The organism is Micromonospora sp. NPDC048842, assembly GCF_040649935.1.
Classification (GTDB): Bacteria; Actinomycetota; Actinomycetes; order Mycobacteriales; family Micromonosporaceae; genus Micromonospora; species Micromonospora hortensis.
Genome location: NZ_JBEZGK010000033.1, coordinates 1 through 21,714 on the forward strand (window position 1 = coordinate 1; position 21,714 = coordinate 21,714).

Genomic DNA, 21,714 nt, shown 5'->3' on the forward strand with positions numbered 1-21,714 from the left:
CCGGTTACATTCCGAACCCGGAAGCTAAGCCCTCCAGCGCCGATGGTACTGCACTCGTGAGGGTGTGGGAGAGTAGGACGCCGCCGGACAATCTTTCAGATTAGGCCACCCCCATCGGGGGTGGCCTAATCTGCGTTTCCGGTAAGCCCGACAAGGTCACGCTCGATCCTTGGTTGTAGTGGTATCCGCGCGTCCTGATGCCACTAACTACATCCAGGATGTTGCGCGGGCCTGCGGCTGCGGCCAAGCGGAGGTCAGCGATCGTACGGTCAGCAGGTCAGCAGTCTGGGGTCTGCCCCGAGCCCTGCCCCGCGCACCCTCTCTCACCCGCGATCTTGCAGTTTGTGCGGCGACAAATCGGCTCAGAGTTCGCGTTGCGACGACCGAAAGTGCAAGATCGCGGTGGTTCAGGAGTGGGTCTGGGGCTCGGGGCTAGGCTCGGCCCGTGGATGAGGTCCTGATATTTGCGGTGTTCGCCGGCTGCGTGGCGGCGGTGCTGGGCATCCTCTGGTGGCTTGCGTCCCGGGTCCGCCGTCGTGGCGTTGGGGGCGAGGTGATGGGTCCGTTCGAGGAGATGTGGCACCCTGCGGCGCACCGGTTCCGGGCCGAGATCCGGGTGCAGGAGACTCGCAGGGTGCCGATGCCACCGCAGGGCGGCAAGCGCAATGGGCACGGCGGCAACGCTGGTGACCTGACGCCAGGCCTGAGCGGACCGCGCTGACCCGAGTTGACCGCGGGCCTGAGCCGACCGCGGGCCTGAGCCGACCGCAGGCGTGAGCTGGGCTTGGAGCTGGGCCGACCTCAGAGCAGCATCGACGCGGAGCGGGTCGGGCCTCAGGACGTTTTCGGCCCGCAGACGTAGCGGGGTTCGGCGTCGTAGCGCCAGGTGAACTTCTCCCGCTTGACCACCACGCCGCCCTTCTTGATGACCCGGAAGGCGTCCTGGGTGAAGCCGTTGATGCCGTTGGTCTCGATGCACGAGGGGCCGGGAGCCAGATGGATCTGTTTCGGCGTCGTGATGTTGCGGCGCGGCCCGTACTCGGTCTTCACGCTGTCGTAGATCTTCGTGCTCCAGATCGACACGGTGATCGTGCTGGACGTGTACGACGTGTCGATGAGTACGCCGTACTCGGTGTTGTTGCGGAACTTGAAGTCCAGGTTCGGCCAGAAGATGGTCGACTCGATGACCGCCGGGTACCTGTCGAACCAGTACGAGTGCGGCTTGTGCTCGACGTCCTCCAATCCGGCGTAGTAGGTCGCGTTGAACAGCGTGGTGGTGAACTGCGAGGTGCCGCCGCCGACGCCCGGCACCAGCTTGCCGTCGAGGATGACGGGTGCGTCCCGGTAGCCCTGGGCGTAGCCGCGCTCGCCGGTGTGCCCGTTGAGCGAGAACGTCTTTCCAGGTAGGACGACGGTGCCGTCCACCTTCCGCGCGATGGTCGCGATGTTCTGGCTGCGCGATGAGGCCATGCCACCGGTGAACCGGGTGGTGAAGGTCGACACCCGCTCCTTGATGCCCAGGCCGGCGAGCTTCTCCGCGGTCAGCTGCGGCGGTGTCGGCTTCAACTCGCCGGTCACCTCGCGGCCCTCCGCCCTGGGTAGGACGGCCAGCAGGTCTCGACTGAGGGCTGCCGTGTCCAGCTGCTGCCCGGATCGCCCCTCCTTGGCGGTGGGCCGGCCACCGGAAATGGTCATCGTGGCGTCCTTCGGTGGCACCTCGATGGCGGCCAGCTTGTCGCCGAGCGCCGCCCGCAGCCGCTTGACGTCCACCGAGGGGGTGAGCTTGCCGGTCTTGTCGGCGCTGAACCGGAGGCTCTTCGCGATGGCGGCGGGCGGGATCGACACCTGGCCCTTGGTGGTGCGCAGGGTGACCGGTGCGGCGACCGCCGGCTTCGCCAGCTCGCTGACCATCCGGTCCAACTCCTCCGGGGTGGTCGCCGGGTGGGTCTCCACCAGGGGCACGGTGACCGGGGCGCCGGCCAACCAGCCGGTGCGGACCACCTCGGCGGAACGCTCCGGGTTCAGAGCCAGTCCGGGCTTGGGCCGTACCACCTTCGGCGTGGTGCCCTGATAGGTGATCGCCGGCATCGTCATGCCCTGGGCCTGGTTGCCGAGCACCTTACGGAGCGCGTCGTCCAACCGACCCGCGTCGACTGTCACCACGGGCTCGACGGTGCGGGAGCCGACCAACCGGCTGACCGGGTGCGCGTCGGCCTCGGCGGCCGCCGCGACGGTCGCCGGCACGTCGACGGTCAACCCCACGTCGGCGGGGTTGATCTCGGCGGTGCGCCCGTCGACGGTGACCTTCAGCGGCGTGGCGAGCGTTGCCGCCCGCCGGTCCAGCTCTGCCCGCAATTCCCGGTCGGCGTCCGCGCGGCTCCGGCCGCCCAGTTCGGTGCCGAGCACGCTGGTGCCACGGGGAACGTCACCGGCGTACGCCCAGGCACCGGCGCCCGCCACGGCGGCGAGGACGCCACCGGTGATGCCGGTGGCGAGCAGCATGCGCACCCGACGCGGCCGGCGCGGGCCGCCGTCCGGCTCGCCGGGAGTGGCTGTGGTGACCGGCTCAGGTCCGTCGTCCGGCCAGGTGACCGCGGTGACCTGCACTGTGGGCCGGTCGTCGGCGGGTGGACTGTTTTCGCCGTACAGCGTCACTGCAACCTCGATCGCCAGGGTGCCGCGGGAGGTCCTCCCTCCCGGAGGCACCTACGGTAACGAATGCCCGGCCGTCCTCGTCGGCTATGCCCACCAGGCGCTGCTACCGCGTGTCGTTCGGCGTGTCGCGCCGGTCCGGGGGCGGTGCCGACGGCCGACCACCGACGTGGCACGGTGACCGGGTGAGCACTGCGGAGCGGGTGTTGGCGTACGGGGGCGGTTCGCTGGACCGGGCGGGACCGTTGCGCACCGATCCGACGCGGTTGGGTGCGTTGCTCACCGCGTCGACCACAGTGCTGTTGCCGATCTGGCGGGACCGTTGTCTCGTGGACGAGCACGGGCCGGTCCGGCTCGGCGCGGAGCGCGCGGCGCTGGTCCGGTCCGCCGCCGGCGAGACCGTCTTCCTGGGGCTCGATGGGGAGGCCGCCGTGTTCGCCGCGGACCTCTCCGCGCTCCCCGAGCGGTCCGCCGTCGAGATGGCCGGTGCGGTGCGGTCCGTCGACGTGCGTGCACTGGTCGGGCGGCTCGAACCCGGCGACGCGTCCGTCCTGGCGTACGCCAGGGGTTTGTTGCACTGGCACCGGCAGCAGCGATTTTGCGGTACGTGCGGCGCGCCGGCCGTCGCCGGCGGCGGCGGGCACCTGCGGACCTGCACCGGCACGGAGTGCGGACGTCTGCTGTTCCCCCGGATCGAGCCGGCCGTCATCGTTTTGGTCGAGGCACCCGGTCGGTCGGGGCGCTGCCTGCTGGCCCGGCACGCGGGTGCGGCCGAGGACGCGTACTCGACGCTGGCCGGCTTCGTCGAGATCGGTGAGAGCCTGGAGGACGCGGTCCGGCGGGAGATGGGCGAGGAGGCGGGCGTGACAGTCACCGACGTGACCTACCAGGGGTCACAGGCGTGGCCGTTTCCCGCCGGCCTGATGGTGGGCTTCCGGGCCACAGCCACCTCCGACGAGGTACGCGTGGACGGCGAGGAGTTGCTGGAGGCGCGCTGGTTCACCCGGGCGGAGCTGCGGGACCGGGCGTCCTCGGGTCGTCCGCTCGGTCGGGTGGACTCGATCGACCACCGACTGCTGACGGACTGGCTCGCGGAGGGCTAGTCGGCTCGGTCGCCGGAACCGGCGCGGGCCGACGGGCCGTCACCGCCATCAGCGCTGTGGTGACGATGGCAGTGCCCACTGCCGCGAGGAGGAGACCGGGGATGGTGTGCGGCCGGAGGGTCGCGGTGACGGCCACCAGGCCGGCCACGCCCACCCACAGCGGTGCCGCCGCCCAGCGTGCGCCGGCCGCGAGGCGGTCGTTGAGCAGCACGAACGTCACCGCGTAGAGCGCACCGACCGCCGCGAAGACTGGTGCGTACCGGCCCAGGTGGTCGTAGTCGGGCCCACCGGCGAAGCGGAATGCGAGCCCTCCGGCGAGCGTCGAGGCGAGGACCAGCACCGCGCCACACCCGCCGGTCACCGCGAGCGCAACCGTTCGGCTGCGCCGGTCACCGCGGGCCAGCCGCGGTAGGGCGAGGACGGCGGCGACCTGCGGTGCCCAGAGCGCGCCCTTGCTCAGGACGGTGCCGACCGAGTACGCCCCGGAATCCGACGCGGACAGCAGTTGCCGGGACAGCAGCAGGTCGGCGTAGGAGACGACGAGCATCGCCAGTGTCGCACCGCAGCCGGCGACAACCTGAGCGACTGTCAGCCGTGGGGCGGTGGACGACAGTTGGGGCTCGCGGGCGAGTCGGGCCAGCACCGCTGGGGTGAGGGCGGCGGTCAACGCGCCGACCGCCAGCGCGCCGGTCGGTCCCGCGCCGAGCAGCAACCCGGCGATCACGCCGCCGTAGCGGCCGGCGGCGAGCACCGCCATCCCGATGGCGAGTCGTACGAAGCGTTGGCCACCCTGCAACTCTCCGAGGGACCGGGAGGAGAGCACTATCGCCGCAGTGGTGACCGCCAGCAGCGCGGGCATCTCGACCGGGAGATCCAGGGCGGTCACCAGCAGCGGTGTCGCCGCGACCAGGGTTACCGCGCACACTGTGGCGGTGACGGCGGTCAGCCGCCGAGTGTCGGAGGCGCCGTGCCGGGCACGGTGCACGGCGACGGCCAGTTGCAGGCCGAGCCCTGGCACACCGACGATGGCCACCAGACCCAGGGCGGCGGCGAGCGTGCTGAGGTCGGCCGGGTCGAGCCGACGGGCGGCCAGGACCGGCACCAGGTAGGCCATGCCGTTGACCAGGACCCCGGCCACCGTGACGCTGACGCCGGCAGCGCCGAGGCCGGTGCTCCATCCGCGTGCAAGCTCCGTCTGGGCCGTCCTCTTGCGACGGACGGGTCGTCGAGGGCTCACGTGATCTCGGAGAAGGTCGGAAGCTGCCCGTCGGCCGGCCCGGCCGCCTGGCCGGGCCTCGCCGGTTCGGCCGGGTACGGCTTCGGTCCTTCCGCGACGAGCGCAGCGGCCGGAGCGGCTGGGGTCGCGGCGGTCGGCCTGGCCCGGCGTACGGGCCGCCGTCGGGCGGCGGTGGAGAGCCAGAGGGCACCCAGGGCGACGACGATGGTGAGTTGCACGAGCGCGTCGGTGTGCCGCCGCGTCGAGTCGAGGTAGAGCAACCCGGCGAGCAGGACGAGCGCGCCGGGGAGCCAGGTCTCGACGGCCCGGCTGATCGTCCTGGCCCGGTGTGGGTCGGCCGGCCAGGGCAGACGGCGTGGGCCGGGTACCGCCAGCATGAATCCCGCCGCGACCAGTAGGCCGCCGATGAGGCCGCTCCACAGCACCAGCGCGGCGGCTCCGACGGCCAGCAGCGGCAGCGAGCGGGTGACCCGACGTCGGCCGCGTGGTGGGACGGCCGCCGAGGTTCGCCCGGTGGGCTGTCGGGCGGGCACCACAGCGAGCAGGACCACCACCGCGAGCAGGATGCCGCCGAGGAGAAGCCCCGCCCGGTACGGCGTGTCCGGGGCGAAACGCAACAGCACCTCTCCGGAGGCGCCGGCGGGAAGGATCCAGCCCTGCTGCCACCCGTCCACCACCAGCGGCTTCAGCGTCCGTCCGCCGATGGTGGCCTGCCAACCGGTGTTGGTGTTCTCCCGCACGGCGAGCACCCGGTCGACGGGGTGACTGGCCACCCGAACCCGTCGCTCGGTGGCCGCCCAGGATTCGATCTCGGTGGCGCTGGCGTTGGCGGTCGCCGGGGCGGGAGTGGTCGTCTTCGGTACCAGGGCGACCCTCGTGGGCCAGGCCAGCTTGCCCGGGGTGGTGACGATGCGGTGCTCCCCGCGGCCCAGGTCAAGCTGCCGGGGCGTGTCCCGGCCGCACGGCGTCACCGGCATCTCGCGCATCTCCAGCAGGTCGCGGAGCGTGCCGCGCAGCGTGGTGGTGACCCGTGCCGCGCCGATCTGGAGCGTCGGCCCCGATCCGCAGGCCAGCGTCAGGGGTGCGTCGGGGCGCGGTCCGACGGTGGGCGCTCCGGGTAGCACCGTCACCTCGCCGACCGCGACGGGCAACCGCTCCGGCAACCGCAGCTTGTACGGGTCGGTGCTGGTGGCGGACGGCTTGTCGAGGAACTGGATGGTGATCTCGTCGGTCCGCATCGGCGGGTCCAGGCGGAGCAGCCCGTCGTCGCCGAGCAGGCTGCTGCGGAAGCCGTCGTCGCCGACCACCCGCACACTGCCGAGACGGGTGGCGGGTGTCTTGTCGTCGACCGAGAAGCGGAGACCGGTGATGGTCTGCGGCTTGAGCCACTTGAGTCGCAGGATCGGTGCCTCGTCGTCGATCGCCGGTGACCAGCTGGTGGCCGGGTCTCCGTCGAGTGCCGCCCCGGCCCGGCCGGTCGGGTCGGGCACCGCCGTCGAGGAGGCGCTGATCTGCGCCGCGAGGCGCAACGGCTGCGCGTCGGTCACCAGCTTGTCGAGGGCGTTGTCCAGGTCAGGGCCGGCTGCGGGCCGTGCCCACAGCTTGGCGTCGTACGCGCCGGCCGCCGGCAGGGTCACTGTCCGGTCGATGGTGGACCCGTCCTCGGAACCACGGATGGCGTCGGTGGAGCAGCGCGGGTAGCCGTCGACGGAGAAGCAGGCCGGTGTCGTGGGTGCGGCGGACACGACGACGGCCGCCGGCCGGTCGGTGACCGGTGCGGTGGGCAGGACCAGGGTGCGGCTGGTCTGGATGCCCGGGATCTTGATCTCGGCGACACCGACCGAGCCGTTTCCGAACGGGCGCAGGTCGTACGCGCTGTCGACCGAGACCCGGACCTCGCGGGTGGCGTGGACGCCGGGCAGTTCGAACACCATGTGGTCGCTGAACTGTTCGACGGTGCTGCTCTCGTACCCGGCGCTGACGGTCACCGTCGTGGGCAGGGCATCGGCCTTCAGGTCGAACCACACCTCGACCCGGGTGACAGTCGTCGGGTCGGCGAGGTCCACCTCGATCCACTGTTGGTCGCTGGGCGAGTACGGCGCGGACTGCCAGGAGGTCGCCGGGTTGCCGTCCATCGCCGCGTACGGCTGGTGCTCGGGGCGGGCACCGCCGGGGGAGCCCACCTGCGAACGGGCGGTGGAGGTGCGGATCGCGTCGATGCCCTCGAAGCGGGCGACGGTGGAGTGCTCCGCGCCCCACTCGGGCAGGTAGTCGTGGGCGGGTGCGGTGACCTCGAAGGTGTCGTCGGCGGTCAACGTCTGGGAGGTGTTGTCACGCAGTCCGCCGAACGACACGTCCCGCCTGCGCAGACCATCGGTCATCGCCACCGGTCCGGCGACGTCGGCTGTCGACGCGTCGCCGGCCAGGACGGTGGGCGCCGAGCCGAGTTGCCCCGCCGCGGCGAGGTCGAGCAGTGATTCGGGGCCACCGACCACTGTGGTCACGTCGGATCTGTCGTAGGCGACGACCGGCTCGACGGGCCGGTCGACCTGGTAGACCTCCAGCGCCCGGACGGGCACGTCGAGCCCGTGGTCGCGGAACTCGTCGGGGGACGAGGGCCCGCCGCGCAGGGGGCCGAAGGACGTGACGCGGGTCAACCCGGGTGAGCGCTCCAGCGCCTGCCGGACCACCGCTGGGCGCGCCGTGTCAGAGCGGCCATGGTCGAGGTCGGCGCGGAACAGGACGTGACTGATTCCGGATCGGGCCAGCAGATCCGCCAGGCCGGTCGACCCGGCGCCGGTGGCGAGCGTCGACTCGATCACGTCCAGCAGTCGGATCGTGGTCGGTGGGGTGAAGGGGATGGCGTTGCGTACGGCCCACCGGCTGTTGAGCAGCGGCTGAGTGATCTCGTCCGTGGTGTTGCCCCAGTCGTACGACGGGAAACGCGCTCCGGGTACGACGAGCACCCGCCCGCGTCCCGTGTTCGCGTCGAGCCAGTCGGTGGCGTCGTGCCAGTAGCCGGGCACCTCCTTGACGGCGCCCGGGGTGGCGAGACCACCTGCGAGGGCGGGCGTGGCGACCGCCGTGACGGCGACGATCGCGGCACCGGCGGTCAGCCAGGCGCGTGCGACGGTTCGCGGACGGTGCCGTGCGGGCGCGGTGCGCGCCGCCCGGACGGCCAGCCCGATCAGGTGCGCCATGCCCAGGCACAGAGGTAGGCGGAGCAGGACGTCGAACTTGTGCACGTTGCGCAGGGGTGCGCCGACGCCGTCGAGGAACTCCCGCTGTGGCCCGGCGAGGATGTTCGGCAGGTCGCCGACGTGCCCGAGACCGACGAGCGCGACGCCGAGCACCAGACCGGTGATGAGGAACCGGCGGTGCGGCATCCCCCGGCGGGACAGCCCGAGCACACCGAGGGCGGCGACCGCCAGGGTGGCGGCGACCAGCACCGCCTCGTTGGCGAGTCGCGCACCGGACGGGATGGTCGCTCCGAACGGAGAGGCCAGGTAGGCGACCCAGTAGGAGGCGCCGCGCAACGTGGTCAGCCCGTCGGTGACGCTCGTGGTGTTTCGGGCGGTCTCGATGTAGTCCAGGAAGGGTGGGCTGTACCGCCCGAGGACCAGCAGCGGGACCAACCACCACGCGGTGGCCAGGGCCACCGCGCCGCACCAGGCGGCGATGGCGGAGACCCGGCGGCGTACGGGCTGGACGGTGGCGAGCCAGAGCATCGCCAGTGGCACCACAGCGAACACGGCGGTGGCGTTGACCCCACCGGCGCAGGCGACGGCGATGGCCGACGCGGCGACAGCGCGTCGCAGTCGCGTGCCGGCGGCGAGACCGACCAGCGGAATGAGCACCCAGGGGGCGACGGCGCTGGGCCAGGCTTCCACCGAGGACCAGCCGAGCTGGGTGAGGATGCGCGGTGACAGCGCGAAGGCGACGCCGGCGATCATGCGCCCGGCGGGCGTCCCGATGGTGAGCCGGCCCGCCAGGCGTACGGCCCCCAGGTAGGCGACACAGAAGAGCAGTGCCCACCACAGCCGCTGCACCACCCATGGCGCGAGGCCGGACTCCGACCCGAGCAGGAAGAACGGGCCCATCGGCCAGAGATAGCCGTACGCCTGGTTCTGTAGCTGGCCGAACGTGCCGGTGGGGTCCCACAGGTGCAGCGAGCGGAGCAGCCACCCGGCCGGGTTGACATTCAGGTCGACCTTGGTGTCCGGGACGACCTGGCCCGGGGCCTGCTGGAAGGCGAGGGCGGTGAGAGCGATGCAGATGACCAGGTGCCGGAACCGTCGGGCCGTGTGCCGGCTCCGGCTGGACCCCGGAGCGGCGTCACTGGCCACCTCTGCACGCATTTCGGCTCCTGTCTTCACCGGCCGGACGCGCACCTGCAGCCGACGACTGTCGCGCGACGTTATCCGGACCGGGCACGGACGGGCGACCAGGGGCGCTGCGGTGGCGTTATCGGGAGAACGGCCGTCCCCACGGCGTGTAAGCGTGTGGCAGGCTGCCGACCATGTCAATGCCAGAAGCTGAGGCCGAGACGCATCCGGAACGCGTCGCGTCCGACGGCGACGGGCCCGGGCCGATCGGCCGATGGCTCCGCGCCGACCCCGTCCGCGCCGTGGCGATCGCCCTCATCGCGGTGTCCGTCGCCTGGCGCGCCGGCCTCGCCACCCGTGGCTGGTTCTCGCAGGACGAGTTCGTCATCGCCGCCCAGGTTCTCGACACCGGGCTGGACGCGGACTATCTCCTGCGTACGTTCAACAACCACCTCATGCCCGGCGGCCTGCTGGTGGCCTGGGCGATGGTGCGGGCTGCGGGCTTCGCCACCTGGCCGTGGGTGTTGCTGCTGGCGGTTGGCCAGGCGGCCACCGGAATCGCCGTCTACCGGCTGTTGCGCGACCTGCTCCGGCCCGGCTGGGGCCTGCTCATTCCGTTGTGCCTGTTCGTGTTCAGCCCGCTGACGCTTGAGGTCTCCTCGCTGTGGTTGGTCGGGCTGCTCGTGCTGCCGATGCAGTTGGCACTGGTCATGGCGGTGGCAGCCCAGGTCCGGTACGTGCGGACCGGTCGCCTGCGGCACCTCGTGGCGGTCGCGCTCTGGCTGGTGTTCGGCCTGCTCTTCGACACCAAGTCGCTGCTGATCGTGCCGCTGCTGTTCCTGCTGACAGTCTTCCTCTTCACCTCCGGTGGCGTGTGGCGCAGCCTCGCGACGGCGATCCGCCGGTACTGGCCGGCCTGGCTGATGCTCGGCGCGCTGTCGGGGGGATACCTGGCGTTCTACCTGACGCGCCCCTCCGGTGAACTCCGGGACCCGACCTCGGTCGGTCCGGTCCTCAACTTCCTCGGTGACCTGGTCGGCGAGACAGTGGTGCCGGGTCTGCTCGGGGGTCCCTGGCGCTGGAGCTACGCCGGTGACGGTCCCCCGCTCGTCGACCCGTACGACATCGCCAAGTGGTTGTCGTGGGCGGTGCTGGCGACGCTCGTCGTGGTCACCGTCCGGCGGCGTCCGTCGGCCGGCCGGGCCTGGCTGCTGCTGACCTCCTACCTCGGCCTGGTCGCCGCGCTCTTCGCCATCACCCGGCTGGGCGGGCCGCTCGGCCCACTGATCGGCGTCGTCCCCCGGTACGTCGCCGACGTCGTGCTGGTCGCCGCGATCTGTGTGGGTGCGGCACTGCTGGGGATCAAGGACACCGACGAGGACGAGGTGTCGGCGTGGCCGGTGCCGACGGTCCTGCGGGAGCCGGGCGCGTTCGCTGTCGGCCTGGTCTCGATGATCATCGTCCTGGCGACCATCGGCGTGGGCACCCTGTGGAGCACTGCCCGTTTCGGGGACAACTGGAGTACGAAGTACGGGCGGGACTATCTCGCGACGACGCAGGCTGAGCTCGCCGCAGCGCCGCCGGGCACCGTCTTCTTCGACACCGCCGTCCCGGACCGGGTGATCGCCGGTTACTTCTGGCCGGACAATCTCCAGTCGCACTTCTTCCGCCCGGCCGAGCGTCGACCCACCTTCGTGACGGAGGCCGCGCGACCGTCGACGTTCGATGATCTCGGTCGGATCCGCCCGGTGGTGGTCCAGGGACGGAAGATCGTGCCCGGCCCGGTGGACGGTTGCGGGCACCTGGCCGAGGGCGGCCGACCCACCCGGATCCCGTTGGACGGGTACCTGGTGGAGTGGCCGTACGTGGTGCACTTCGGCTACCTCAGCTCGGGCGACTCGACAGCGCTGTTCCGGCTCGGGGACGCCACGCGCGAGATCACCCTGCGACGCGGGCTGAACGACCTGTACTTCCTGCTGGAGGGTGCGGGGGACGCCGTCGAGGTCACCGTCCAGACGCCAGGGGTCGGGGTGTGCACCGAGCTGATCACCATCGGCCGGGCGGTGCCGGCATCGTGAATGGTTGAGCCGACCGACGGCGTCGAGGCCGCACCGGTTCGGCGGGCGCGGCACACGCTGTCGCTGTACGCGGTAGCGGCGGCGGTCACCGTGGTGGTGCTGGCCCCGCTGGCGGCGCCCGGCTACGCGTTGCTGTACGACATGGTGTTCGTACCCCGGCAGCCGTTGACCTGGGATCTCGTCGCCCCGGCGCAGAGTCTGCCCCGGGCGGTGCCGATGGACGCGCTGGTCTCGCTGGTCACCCAGCTCGTGCCGGGCTGGGTGGTGCAGCGGCTGGCGCTCGCCGGGGCGGTCTTCCTCGCGGCGGTCGGCGCTGGCCGGTTGGTGCCGACCGAACGGCGAGCGGTCCGGCTGTTCGCCGCGTTGGCGTACGCGTGGACGCCCTACCTCGCCGAGCGGTTGCTGATCGGGCAGTGGGGGCTGCTGCTCGCGTACGCCGCGCTGCCCTGGCTGGTGCGGGCGGCGCTGGACCTGCGGGCCGGGCGCGACGGCGCGCTCGCCCGGGTGGTGCTTGCCGCCGCTCCCGCCGCCATCACGCCGACCGGCGGTCTGATCGCGCTGGGAACTGTGCTGGTGCTGGCGTCGGACCGGATGCGCGCGCCCCGGTCGCTGCTGGTGTCGCAGCGGATGCATCCGCACCGGTCCCGGCAGGCGTTGGCAGCGGTCGGAGTGCTCAACGCGCCCTGGGTGGTCGCGGCCCTGGTCACCGGTGCCGGGGGTTCCTCGGACCCGGCGGGGGTGGCGGCGTTCGCGGCGCGTTCGGAGAACTGGGCCGGCCCACTGGTGGCGCTGGCCGGCACCGGTGGCATCTGGAGCGCGCAGGCCACCCCCTCCAGTCGCGCGACGCCACTGGTGCCGGTGGCGACAGTCGTGCTGCTGATCCTGGCCGGCGTCGGTGCGGGCCTGCTGCGGCACCGGCTACCCAGGGGTGGGGCGGCGCGCCTGGCGGTGCTCGCCGGGACCGGTTGTGTGCTCGCCGCGTTCGGGCTGCTCCCCGGCGGGGATGCCGCGCTGCGCTGGGCGGTGGTGCACCTGCCGGGCGCGGGGCTGCTGCGAGATGGGCAGAAGTTCCTGGCGCCGTATGCCCTGCTGCTGGTGGTGTGCGCGGCGTTGGGGGCCGAGCGGCTGGTGGCCCGGATCGACCGGGAGGTGGCCGGGGTGGTCCTGGTCGGGCTGCTGTTCCTGCCGGTGGCCGTCCTGCCGGACCTGGCGTTCGGCGGTGCCGGTCGGCTTCGGCCGGTGAGCTATCCGGCCGAGTGGCAGCGGGTGGCCGAGCACATCGAGGAGGAGCCGGGGGAGATCCTCGCGTTGCCGCTGAGCGCCTACCGGGCGTACCAGTGGAACCCTGGTCGGGTCGTCCTGGACCCGGCGCCGCGCTACCTGCCGGGGACGGTGCTGACCGACGACACGCTCCGGGTCGGCGACGTCGCCGTGGCCGGCGAGAACCCGCGCGTCCGTGAGATGCGCCGGGCGCTGGCCGAGGGACGGCCGGTCTGGACCACAGGGGTGCGCTGGGTCCTGGTGCAGCACGAGGTCTCCGGCGAGGTGGACTCTCAGGTGCTCGGCGGCCTGGAGCGCGTCCACGACGGACCGTTCCTCACGCTGTACCGCAACCCGGCGACAGTGCGGGAATCCGGTGGGTCCGGGCCGGCCCGACTGGCGGTGGTGGTGGCCCTCAGCGCTGCCCTTCTGGTGGTCATCGCTGCCGCCGTTTCGGCACTACACCGGCGAGCTACCGCGTGGTAACGTCCGCTCGCACGTCTCGCCATTGGAGGATTGGCATGCGTAGAGCTCTGACCCTGGTCGTGTCTGGCCTGGTGGCGGCGTTGCTGGGGATCCTGGCTCTCGGCGGGATCTCGGCCGCCGCGACCGCCACCGACGAGGAGGCCGCGAGTGAGGCCAAGCTCGTCTCGGAGGCGGCCAAGCGGGCCGGTAAGAAGGACCCGTACGCCCCAGCGGTTTACGGCGACAGGTAGGACGGCTCGCCCCGCTGCTGCACTGGGCGGGGCGACTCCACACCCTTGAGGATCGCCTCGAAGCGCCCACCCGCCGCCTGCCAGGTGAAGCTGGCGGCGTGCTCCCGGGCCTGGGCACCCATCTCCCGGCGCAGCTCATCCCGGTGCAGAAGCGTGCGCACCTTCATCAGGTAGTCGTCGATGTCGTCGGCCAGCAGGCCGGTACGCCCGTCGGCGATAGCTTCGGCGACTCCGCCCGCTGCCCGGAACGCCACAGTCGGGGTGCCCGCCGAACCCGCCTCCACGATCGTGAGCCCCCAGCCCTCCTTGAGGGACGGGGTCAGCGCCACCCAGGCCGAGGCGAGCAGGGCGGCCTTCTCCTCCTCGGTCACGAAGCCCCGGAAGTCCACCCGCTCGGTGATGTCCAACTCCGCGGCGAGTTCACGCAGGTGCGACTCCCACCAGCCCTGGCCGGCGACGACCAGACGTAGTTGGGGCAGCTCGTCGGCGAGGGCCGCGACGGCCCGCAGCGCCACCTCCACCCGCTTGTGGGGCACCAGCCGGTTCAGCGTCACGAGCAGTGGGAACGTCGCCCGTTCGGCGTCGGTGTGGGGCAGCGTCGGGGTGCCGTTGTGCACCACGGAGACCTGCTCCGGCGGCACGCCGAGCACTGCCAACTCTCGGCGGGTCGCCTCGGAGACGGTGACGTACCGGCACCGCTGGTAGACGCGTACGGCGAGCGACGATTCGATCCACCAGCCGAACCGGGCCGCCCACTGTGGAAGCACCACTGGCCACTGTTCGCGGTGCACGTGGTGGATCAGCTTGACCACGGGGCGTCGTGACCACAGCGGGGCGAGGAACGGCAACCCGTTGCAGACGTCGACCAGGACGTCGGGCCGGCCGCCGCGGCGGGCCGCCAGCGGGCCGATGCCCAGCGCGCCGCCCACGTAACAGAGTGCCGCCCAGAGGTAGACGCTGTGTCGGCCGCCGCGCCGCACCAGCCGTACGCCCGCCTCGTTGACCTCGTCGGCGGGAGCCTGGCTGTGGGCGGCGCAGAAGAGAGTGGCGCGGAATCCGCGCGCCACCAGTTCGGCGGCGATCCGTTCGACGTACACCTCGGAACCGCCACCCTCGGGGTTGCGGGTGTCTCGCCAGTTGAGGAACAACACGTGTCCGGGCATGCCGAAGCGACGCTCCACGCGAACCCTACTCTCAAGTAATTTAGCGACCCGCGTCACATTAGGGGCTGGTGTGCCGGCCGGCAATGCCCCGATGAGCCAGCGCTGCGCGCTACCCGCCGACGGTGGGCACCGGAGTGCCAGCAGCGACGGTCGGCGGTGTGGTGGCCGGTGCGGCCACGTCGGCGGCGGGGGTCCCGGACGTCTGCCCACGCCCGGTGAATCGGCGCCGACCCTGCGACCCGAGCAGTTGCAGGGGCCGCTCGACGCCGTAGTAGCTGACCGCCGCGTACACCAGGCCGAAGGCCATGGTGAGGGCGAAGGTGTTGAGCAGCCCGCCGGTGAACAGCTGTCGGTCGTCGACCAGGTAGATGAGTTCGATGACCATGGGGTGCCACAGGAACAGCCCGTACGAGACCGCGCCGAGCCACCGGGCGGACGAGCTGCCGAAGATCTCCTTGGCCCGGCTCGGCCCGCCGAAGGCAACCGGGATCAGGATCAGCGCCGCGATCACGAGGTAGAGGGCCAGCTTGACGCCGAACTCGGCGGCCGTCGGCTCGGTGAGGTCGCGGGGGCCGGCGACTGGCGTCGTCGCGATCGCCATCAGGCCGACGGCGGCGGCCCAGCAGGTGACCGGCGCCGAGGCCAGGTCGTCCAGGATCCGGAAGGCCGCGGGCGCGGTCCCGGTGCGCAGGGCGACGTGCGCCGCCGCCAGTGCCATGCCGGTGCCGAACCAGGCGGCGTACGAGGGGAACCACATGGTGTGCAGGGCGGCGTCGAGCCAGCCGAACCCCATCAGGGTGAGCCAACCGGCGGTGAGCAGCGCACTTCCGCTGACGATCACGATGGTCCGGACCGGACGCCAGGACCGGCCGACGGCGAGCACGGCGATCAGCGGCAGGATCAGGTAGAACACGACCTCGGTGGCGAGACTCCAGGTCTGGCTGAGCCCGGCGCGCAACTGCCCGGGTTGGTAGATCTGCGTGAAGGTGAGATGGCGGATCCAGTCGCCGACGGACGCCTGCCCGTTCTGCGGCAAGACGATCAGGCAGACCGCGATCGCCAACCAGTAGGCGGGCAGGATGCGCAGGGATCGCCGCCACAGGTAGCGCTTGGCGCGGGGTCGGGCCCGGCCCGTAGCGGCGTTGAGCGCCCACGGCCGAAACAGCAGAAACCCGGACAGTACGAAGAAGATGGCGACGCCGACGTCCAGTCGAGCCAGCCAGCCGCCCCAGGTGGTGTTCATGGTGACGGCGGTCTGGAACCCGACGTGGTGACCGACGACCGCCACCGCGCCGATTGCTCGCAGCGCGTCGAGGGCGGGAAGTCGGCCGGTTACCGAAGGCTCCGAAACTGTTGGCGCGGCGGCTGTGGACATCTGGACATCCAGGGGGTCGCTTTGAAGGTGACCGGGGAGTAACCTCCCGCCATGTTAAGGATCGGGTGCCCCGGACAACAGGTCGTAGGGCGGCAGGTTACAGGAGGATGAGTGAAGCTTCGCGTGGGCGCCGCGCTCTTCGGGCTTGGCGTCTTATTGCTGGTCTTCGCGGCCGGGCTGCCGTTTTATGTGGCCCCCGCCGTGACCAAGCTCCCCTACGATCTTGAGCCAACGACGTCCGTCGCCGAGGCGAAGAACGCCAGGTTCCTGAAGATCACGGCCACCGGTAGCTCGGTGAGCATCGAGGTTCCGCAGGGCGACCTGGTGTCCAACGTGGAGGTCATTCCGCAGCCCGACGACACCAAGGACCGGCTGCCCGCGGAGCTCAAGGGCGACGCGGTGATCTGGGACGTCTACCAGACGGTCCGGCGCACCGACAACCAGGACGTGGTCAGCCAGTACAGCACCGAACTCGCTCTCTACCGGATCTCCGGTGCGGCCGCCTCGTGGAAGGACCAGTGGCTCAACGAGACCGGGGCGGACGGGACTCCGGTCGGCAACGTGAAGTACACCGGCCAGATCTACAAGTTCCCGTTCGGCACCGACAAGCGCGACTACCAGATTTTCGACCGTGACCTGAAGCGGGCCACCCCGGCGAAGTTCGTCGGCACCGAGAAGATCAAGGGCATCGAGGCGTACCGCTTCGAGCAGCGGATCGAGAACGAGGTGCTGGCCACCCCGGAGAGCAGCCTCCAGACGCTGGTCGGCAAGTTCGCGCCCGGTGCCACCAGCGGTCAGATCGTCTACAGCAACATCCGGACGGTCTGGGTGGACCCGGTCACCGGCTCCTACGTGAACGTGCGGGAGCAGCAGCACAAGGAGCTGCGCCCCAACACCGGCACCCCCACCGTGCTGTTGGACGCGGACTTCAACTACACCGACGACACGGTCAGCCGCAGTGTCGAGACGGTAAAGGACAACCGCTTCAAGATCGGCCTGATCAGTTTCTGGGGCCCGATCGTCGCTGGTGTCCTCGGTCTGATCGCTGTCGTCTTCGGTGTGTGGCTGGTGACCCGACCCGAGGGTGGAACGGCCCGGCACCGCGCCGAGCCGGCGGTCGACGACCCGACGCCGACCCGGGTCGATCAGGAGCCGGTGCGCGACACGGACACCGTCGAGCAGCCCAGGCCGCAGCCGGTCGGCGGGCCACTGTCCGACGAGATTCCGCCGGCTTCGACCAACTGGAAGTCGGAGGACCCGACCGTGCCGACCCAGCGGCCGGCTCCGGGTGAGGTGGAGCAGCGCTGACGCGCGTACGACCGGACGTACGACCGAGGGGTGGGCCGCGACGCGGTCCGCCCCTCGGTCATGTGGCAACCCGTACGACCTGCGTACTTTACATTTGTTATTCGATTGTAATTAGTCAATGTGGAGTCACGTTGCGTTGATCAAACCGCCGTCGTGCACCCGACTTGTAGGCGTAGATGGGGGTTGCCGGGACGAATTCGTTCACTTTCCGTGATGTCTTGCCTCCACGTGGTCGCCCGACTGTTACCGCCCGGTAATCAGGGGGTTGTGACCTGCGCCGCAACGGGTGCACCATCAAGCCCGATGGTTACCAGCCGGTAACAGAACGCGGGCTCCCAGTGCGGACCGCCCGCCCAACACCGGCCACTCGCGCGCATCGACCCGAGGAGGAACCCGTGCAGGATCGGTTGGACAGTCAGGGTCGTACCCGATGGTGGCGCTTCGCCGCCATGATGGTGCCCGCCACGGCGGCTGCCGGCGCCATCCTCTTCGGAATGTCGACAGGCGCGATCGCGTCCGACATCACTGTCTCCGGGCAGACGTTCAAGATCGGCGCCGACCGCCTGGAGGGCGACGGCTTCAAGCAGTACGGGGGCATCGTCCGCGAGAAGGGCAAGGACGGGAAGTCCGGTCAGGTCCACCCGATCGCCCTCTCCGAGATCAGCAGCGCCGAGTTGTACAGCCTCTGCCAGTCCGTCCGCGCCGACCTGCCGGGCCTGCCGGTGGTGCTCACCATCAACGCCGGCGAGGGCAAGGAACCCGCCCGCGCCAAGGACCTGCTGATCGCGATGGACTCGTTGAACGGCAACGCGACCTTCACCAACATCAGGATCGGTCGGGACGCCACCGACCTGAACCCGACGGCGCAAGCCGGCTCGTTCGGTCAGAACTCCGACCACGTCACCATCACCAACCTGCAACAGGTCTCCCGCTACACCACGGCGGCCACGTTCAACCTGGTCGGCCTCCGACTCAAGGTCAACGTGGGTGACGACGCCAAGGGCAAGGAGTGCTTCTGAGTTGAGCCCAGGCCCGCGGTGGTCAGCACCGCGGGCCGGGTCCGACCCAAACCCGCTCGGTCCCGTCCCCGCTCGGTCCCGTCCCCGCTCGGCCAGGAGGAGTACGTGACAACCGCGAACCCGTCCCACGCCCGGCCCGGTGGTCCGGCTCAGGCGTGGCGGCGCTTCCGCCGCTGGCAGCGCAGCCGGCCGTTCTGGGGCGGATTGCTCATCGCCCTGGCCGGGCTGGAGATGTTCGCCTCCACCCGGATGACCCTCAACGGTCTCAGCTTCCACAGCGGCGCGACCGGCCTGCTCTCGCTGCTGATCCCGATCATCCTGGTGACCTGTGGCCTGCTGCTCTGGTTCACCCCGGCACAGCGGCTGTTCTACTCGGTCGTCGCGGCGGTCACCGCTGTGTACTCGCTGATCGGGCTCAACCTGGGCGGCTTCTTCGTCGGTCTGCTGCTCGGCATCGTCGGAGGCGCGCTCGCCTTCGCCTGGACCCCGACCCACTCCACACCCCACGCCCCGCAACAGGCCGAGATCGAGCAGAACGGCGATGACCAGGGCGGTGCCGGCCTGGTCGACGTTGGCCTGGCTGATGTTGGTGCCGACGGATCCGACAGTGGCGGCACCGAACAGGACGGTGTCGGCCAGGACGGTGTCGACGAGCGCGGTGTCGACCAGTGTGGTGTCGTGCGGGTCGATCATCCGGGGGCCGGAGCGTCCGACGAGGGTGCGCCGCCCGAGTGGCCGGGGCGTTCCGCTGATCCGCGAGCCTTCGCCATCGCTCTCGTGATCCTCGGCCTGGCGGCCGTCGGTCTGGCCAGCCAGCCCCGAGCGGTGCAGGCCGCACCGAACCGGCCGGCCTCGACCGGTTGTCCCACCCCGCCCCGGGCCGCCACCCCGTCGCCCAGTCGCAGCGCGACCACGCCGACGCCCACCCCGAGCTCTGCGCGGGGTGGCAACGTGATCACCGACATCCTGGACGGGATCGGCGATCTGCTCGGCATCGGAGACCAGGCGGACCCCGCGCCCTCGGTGCGTCCCACCGCCACGCCGACAGCCCGGCCGACCAGCACGGCGACGTCTCGTCCCGGCCCCGTCGACTGTCCGTCGCGGCCCCCGGGCAAGCCGGGAACTGTGCAGCCGGGCAAGCTTCTGCCGCGGATCGCCGCCGATCCGGCCCTGCCGACGGTGGCCCAGACGCCGTCGAAGCTCACCGGGTCGTCGGTGCGGATGACCGGGCTGCGGTTCGACGGGGTCACGGACCTGCACACGGTGAAGGGCGACCTCAAGGTGCTGAAGTTCAGCATGCGGGAGGCGGTGACCACCGACTTCCTGCTGCGGGCCGACGGCCCCGCAGGGCGCAACCAGCGGTACGCGACCAACCAGTTGACAGTGCGGGGAGACGTCGCCTTCTACGCGACCCGGTTCGTCGGTCGGCTGCTCGGCATCAAGATCACGCTGACCCCGGATCTGCCGCTACCGGACGGCCTCCCGATCACCTCGCCCATCCCGATCACATTCACCGACCCCGCCATCGACCTGGCGTACGTCACCAGCGACACGCTGACCGCCCGCCCGGCGTTGGCACTCACCCTCGGCTGAGCGCACAGCCGCAGAGCGGCCTCGGTGTGCAGCGCTCTGTCGCGCGAGCAGCCTGGGCTCCGGGCGTGGCCGCGCGCGGCGACGGACTCGTCGTACCGTCGGCGCGCGCAGCCACCGCCGGTCAGAGTCGGGCCAGCGCCCGGCGCAGCGGGTCGAGACCCAGCGCACCCAGGTCCAACGCCTGCCGGTGGAACTCCCGCAGGTCGAAATCGGCGCCCTTGCGGGCCTTGGCGTCCTCGCGGGCCTGGAGCCAGATCCGTTCACCCACCTTGTACGACGGCGCCTGCCCCGGCCAACCCAGGTAGCGGTTCAGCTCGAAGCGCAGGTTCTCGTCCGGAACCCGGCAGTGCGCCCGCATGAACTCCCAGCCCAGCTCGGGCGTCCACCGCTCGCCCGGGTGGAAACCGAACGGATTGTCCTTCGGGATCTCCAGCTCCAGGTGCATGCCGATGTCCACGATCACCCGTGCGGCGCGCATCGCCTGGCCGTCGAGCATGCCCAGCTTGTCGCCCGGATCCTCCAGGTAGCCCAGCTCGTCCATCAGCCGCTCCGAGTAGAGCGCCCAGCCCTCACCGTGGCCGGAGACCCAGCAGAGCAGCCGCTGCCAACGGTTGAGCAGGTCGGCCCGGACGGCGGTCTGCGCCACCTGGAGGTGGTGACCCGGCACGCCCTCGTGGAAGACGGTGGTCACCTCTCGCCAGGTGGAGAAGTCGCTGATGCCCTGCGGCACCGCCCACCACATGCGACCCGGGCGGGAGAAGTCCTCACTCGGGCCGGTGTAGTAGATGGCGCCGTCACTGGTCGGTGCGAGGCAGCACTCGATGCGGCGGACCTGCTCCGGGATGTCGAAGTGGGTGCCGTGCAGCTCGGTGATCGCCTTGTCGGCCAGCGCCTGCATCCAGTCTCGGAATGCCTCCTTGCCCTGGATGGTCCGGGCCGGGTCGGCGTCCAACTTGGCCACGGCCTCGTCGACGCTGGCACCGGAGCCGGCGATGCGTCCCGCCACGACCCGCATCTCCGCCTCCAGGCGGGCCAGCTCGGCGAAGCCCCAGGCGTACGTCTCGTCCAGGTCGACCTTGGCGCCGAGGAAGTACTGCGAGGCGAGCTCGTAGCGCTCCCGGCCGGCGGCCTGCTTGTCCCGCCCGTGCGGGGCCAGCTCGCTACGCAGGAACTGGCCGAACTCGGCGGTCGCCGCGGTCGCCGCCGCCGCACCCCGACGCAGTTCCGAGCCGAGCGTGCCTTCCGCCCCGAGCCGCTCGACCAGCCCGTGGAAGAAGTTGTCCCCGGTCGGGTCGACCCAGATGTCGCACTGCTTGGCCACCTCGACCAGCTGCACCTTCGAGCTGACCTCACCGGCGGCGAGCGCCGCACGCAGTGTGGTCTTGTAGCCCTCCAGCGCCGCGCCGAAGCCGTTGAGCCGGGCGGCGATGTTGGCCTGGTCGTCGCTGGTGGCGGTGGGCATCAGGTCGAACACCATGCGGATCTCGTGCAGCCCGCTGGTGATCACGCTGACCTCGCTGGTCACCTCACCGGCGTCGTACCGGGCGAGGTCCAGGCCGAGTCGTTCCTGCATGGCCTCCTTGGCGGTCCGTTCCGATTCGGTCTCCGGCTCGGTCACCTCCAGCTCGGCGAGGGTCCGGCGGGTGAGGTCCGCGCGCGCCCCGTAGCCGTCGGGCGAGAGGTCGTCGAGCTGGTCGTCATGGCCGGCGATGCCGACGAAGGTGGCGCCGGTGGGGCTCAACGGCGCCCACTCGGCCACGTAGCGGTTGGCGAGTTCATCAATTCGTCCCACGCTGCGACCCTACGTGACCACCCCACCCCCATGTCGCCGACGTTTGTCGTGTTGGAGCTGCGGGTTCAGGCACTGCGTGACGGCCGAAAGGCG

At 71.1% G+C, this 21,714-nt stretch carries 14 protein-coding genes and 1 rRNA gene; 9 read left to right on the plus strand and 6 right to left on the minus strand.

The annotated features are described in order from the left end of the window. Together rrf and AB0C19_RS30230 are read left to right on the plus strand one after the other, a co-directional pair. Nucleotides 1–89 (plus strand): 5S ribosomal RNA (gene rrf / locus AB0C19_RS30225); the annotation flags it as partial. 356 nt (nucleotides 90–445) lie between these two features. Next, nucleotides 446–721 (plus strand): hypothetical protein, encoded by a 276-nt coding sequence (locus tag AB0C19_RS30230; protein ID WP_357190802.1) that lies wholly within the window; start codon nucleotides 446–448, stop codon nucleotides 719–721. A gap of 113 nt (nucleotides 722–834) precedes the next feature. On the opposite strand, the gene AB0C19_RS30235 is transcribed toward AB0C19_RS30230, so the two are convergent. Further along, on the minus strand, nucleotides 835–2,655 hold the full coding sequence (locus AB0C19_RS30235) for a VanW family protein (RefSeq protein WP_357190805.1): 1,821 nt from the start codon (nucleotides 2,653–2,655) through the stop codon (nucleotides 835–837). Between the two features lie 182 nt (nucleotides 2,656–2,837). Between AB0C19_RS30235 and nudC the strand changes: the two genes are divergently transcribed. Further along, nucleotides 2,838–3,755, plus strand: a complete 918-nt coding sequence (nudC, locus tag AB0C19_RS30240) for an NAD(+) diphosphatase (protein WP_357190807.1) — start codon at nucleotides 2,838–2,840, stop codon at nucleotides 3,753–3,755. Here nudC and AB0C19_RS30245 read toward each other — a convergent pair. Next, on the minus strand, nucleotides 3,652–4,992 hold the full coding sequence (locus AB0C19_RS30245; protein WP_357190810.1) for a polysaccharide biosynthesis protein: 1,341 nt from the start codon (nucleotides 4,990–4,992) through the stop codon (nucleotides 3,652–3,654). The two genes, nudC and AB0C19_RS30245, sit on opposite strands and share 104 nt — an antisense overlap. Further along, nucleotides 4,989–9,350, minus strand: coding sequence for an alpha-(1->3)-arabinofuranosyltransferase (locus AB0C19_RS30250; protein ID WP_357190812.1), 4,362 nt, complete (start codon nucleotides 9,348–9,350; stop codon nucleotides 4,989–4,991). The genes AB0C19_RS30245 and AB0C19_RS30250 overlap by 4 nt, the downstream gene beginning before the upstream one ends. A 269-nt stretch (nucleotides 9,351–9,619) precedes the next feature. Here AB0C19_RS30250 and AB0C19_RS30255 point away from each other — a divergent pair, with 269 nt between their 5' ends. Genes AB0C19_RS30255 through AB0C19_RS30265 form a run of 3 tightly spaced genes read left to right on the plus strand, consistent with a single transcriptional unit; the run spans nucleotide 9,620 to nucleotide 13,371 of the window. Continuing rightward, on the plus strand, nucleotides 9,620–11,395 hold the full coding sequence (locus tag AB0C19_RS30255) for a hypothetical protein (RefSeq protein WP_357190896.1): 1,776 nt from the start codon (nucleotides 9,620–9,622) through the stop codon (nucleotides 11,393–11,395). Beyond that, the gene (locus AB0C19_RS30260) at nucleotides 11,396–13,141 is read left to right on the plus strand and encodes a hypothetical protein (RefSeq protein WP_357190814.1); all 1,746 of its coding nucleotides are present in this window, start codon (nucleotides 11,396–11,398) and stop codon (nucleotides 13,139–13,141) included. It abuts the gene before it with no gap. A gap of 35 nt (nucleotides 13,142–13,176) precedes the next feature. Next, nucleotides 13,177–13,371 carry a hypothetical protein gene (locus AB0C19_RS30265; RefSeq protein WP_112589285.1) on the plus strand — a complete coding sequence of 65 codons (195 nt, stop codon included), beginning with the start codon at nucleotides 13,177–13,179 and terminating at the stop codon, nucleotides 13,369–13,371. Here the strand turns inward: AB0C19_RS30265 and AB0C19_RS30270 are convergent. Both AB0C19_RS30270 and AB0C19_RS30275 read right to left on the minus strand, forming a co-directional pair. Further along, complete coding sequence (locus AB0C19_RS30270; RefSeq protein ID WP_357190898.1) at nucleotides 13,356–14,534, minus strand: glycosyltransferase family 4 protein; 1,179 nt, start codon at nucleotides 14,532–14,534, stop codon at nucleotides 13,356–13,358. The two genes, AB0C19_RS30265 and AB0C19_RS30270, sit on opposite strands and share 16 nt — an antisense overlap. A gap of 109 nt (nucleotides 14,535–14,643) precedes the next feature. Further along, nucleotides 14,644–15,909 carry an acyltransferase gene (locus AB0C19_RS30275; RefSeq protein ID WP_357190816.1) on the minus strand — a complete coding sequence of 422 codons (1,266 nt, stop codon included), beginning with the start codon at nucleotides 15,907–15,909 and terminating at the stop codon, nucleotides 14,644–14,646. A gap of 111 nt (nucleotides 15,910–16,020) precedes the next feature. Between AB0C19_RS30275 and AB0C19_RS30280 the strand changes: the two genes are divergently transcribed. The 3 genes from AB0C19_RS30280 (at nucleotide 16,021) to AB0C19_RS30290 (ending at nucleotide 19,829) form a co-directional block, all read left to right on the plus strand. After that, complete coding sequence (locus AB0C19_RS30280) at nucleotides 16,021–17,217, plus strand: DUF3068 domain-containing protein (protein ID WP_357190818.1); 1,197 nt, start codon at nucleotides 16,021–16,023, stop codon at nucleotides 17,215–17,217. A 395-nt stretch (nucleotides 17,218–17,612) separates the two neighbouring features. After that, nucleotides 17,613–18,236: a DUF6230 family protein gene (locus AB0C19_RS30285; RefSeq protein WP_112700053.1), complete on the plus strand. Its 624-nt coding sequence runs from the start codon at nucleotides 17,613–17,615 to the stop codon at nucleotides 18,234–18,236. Between the two features lie 105 nt (nucleotides 18,237–18,341). Next, nucleotides 18,342–19,829 carry a DUF6114 domain-containing protein gene (locus tag AB0C19_RS30290; RefSeq protein ID WP_357190821.1) on the plus strand — a complete coding sequence of 496 codons (1,488 nt, stop codon included), beginning with the start codon at nucleotides 18,342–18,344 and terminating at the stop codon, nucleotides 19,827–19,829. Between the two features lie 121 nt (nucleotides 19,830–19,950). Here the strand turns inward: AB0C19_RS30290 and AB0C19_RS30295 are convergent, their stop codons facing one another. After that, a complete protein-coding gene (locus AB0C19_RS30295; RefSeq protein WP_357190823.1) occupies nucleotides 19,951–21,621 on the minus strand; it encodes a DUF885 domain-containing protein in 1,671 nt (556 codons plus the stop codon). Nucleotides 21,622–21,714 lie beyond the last annotated feature (93 nt).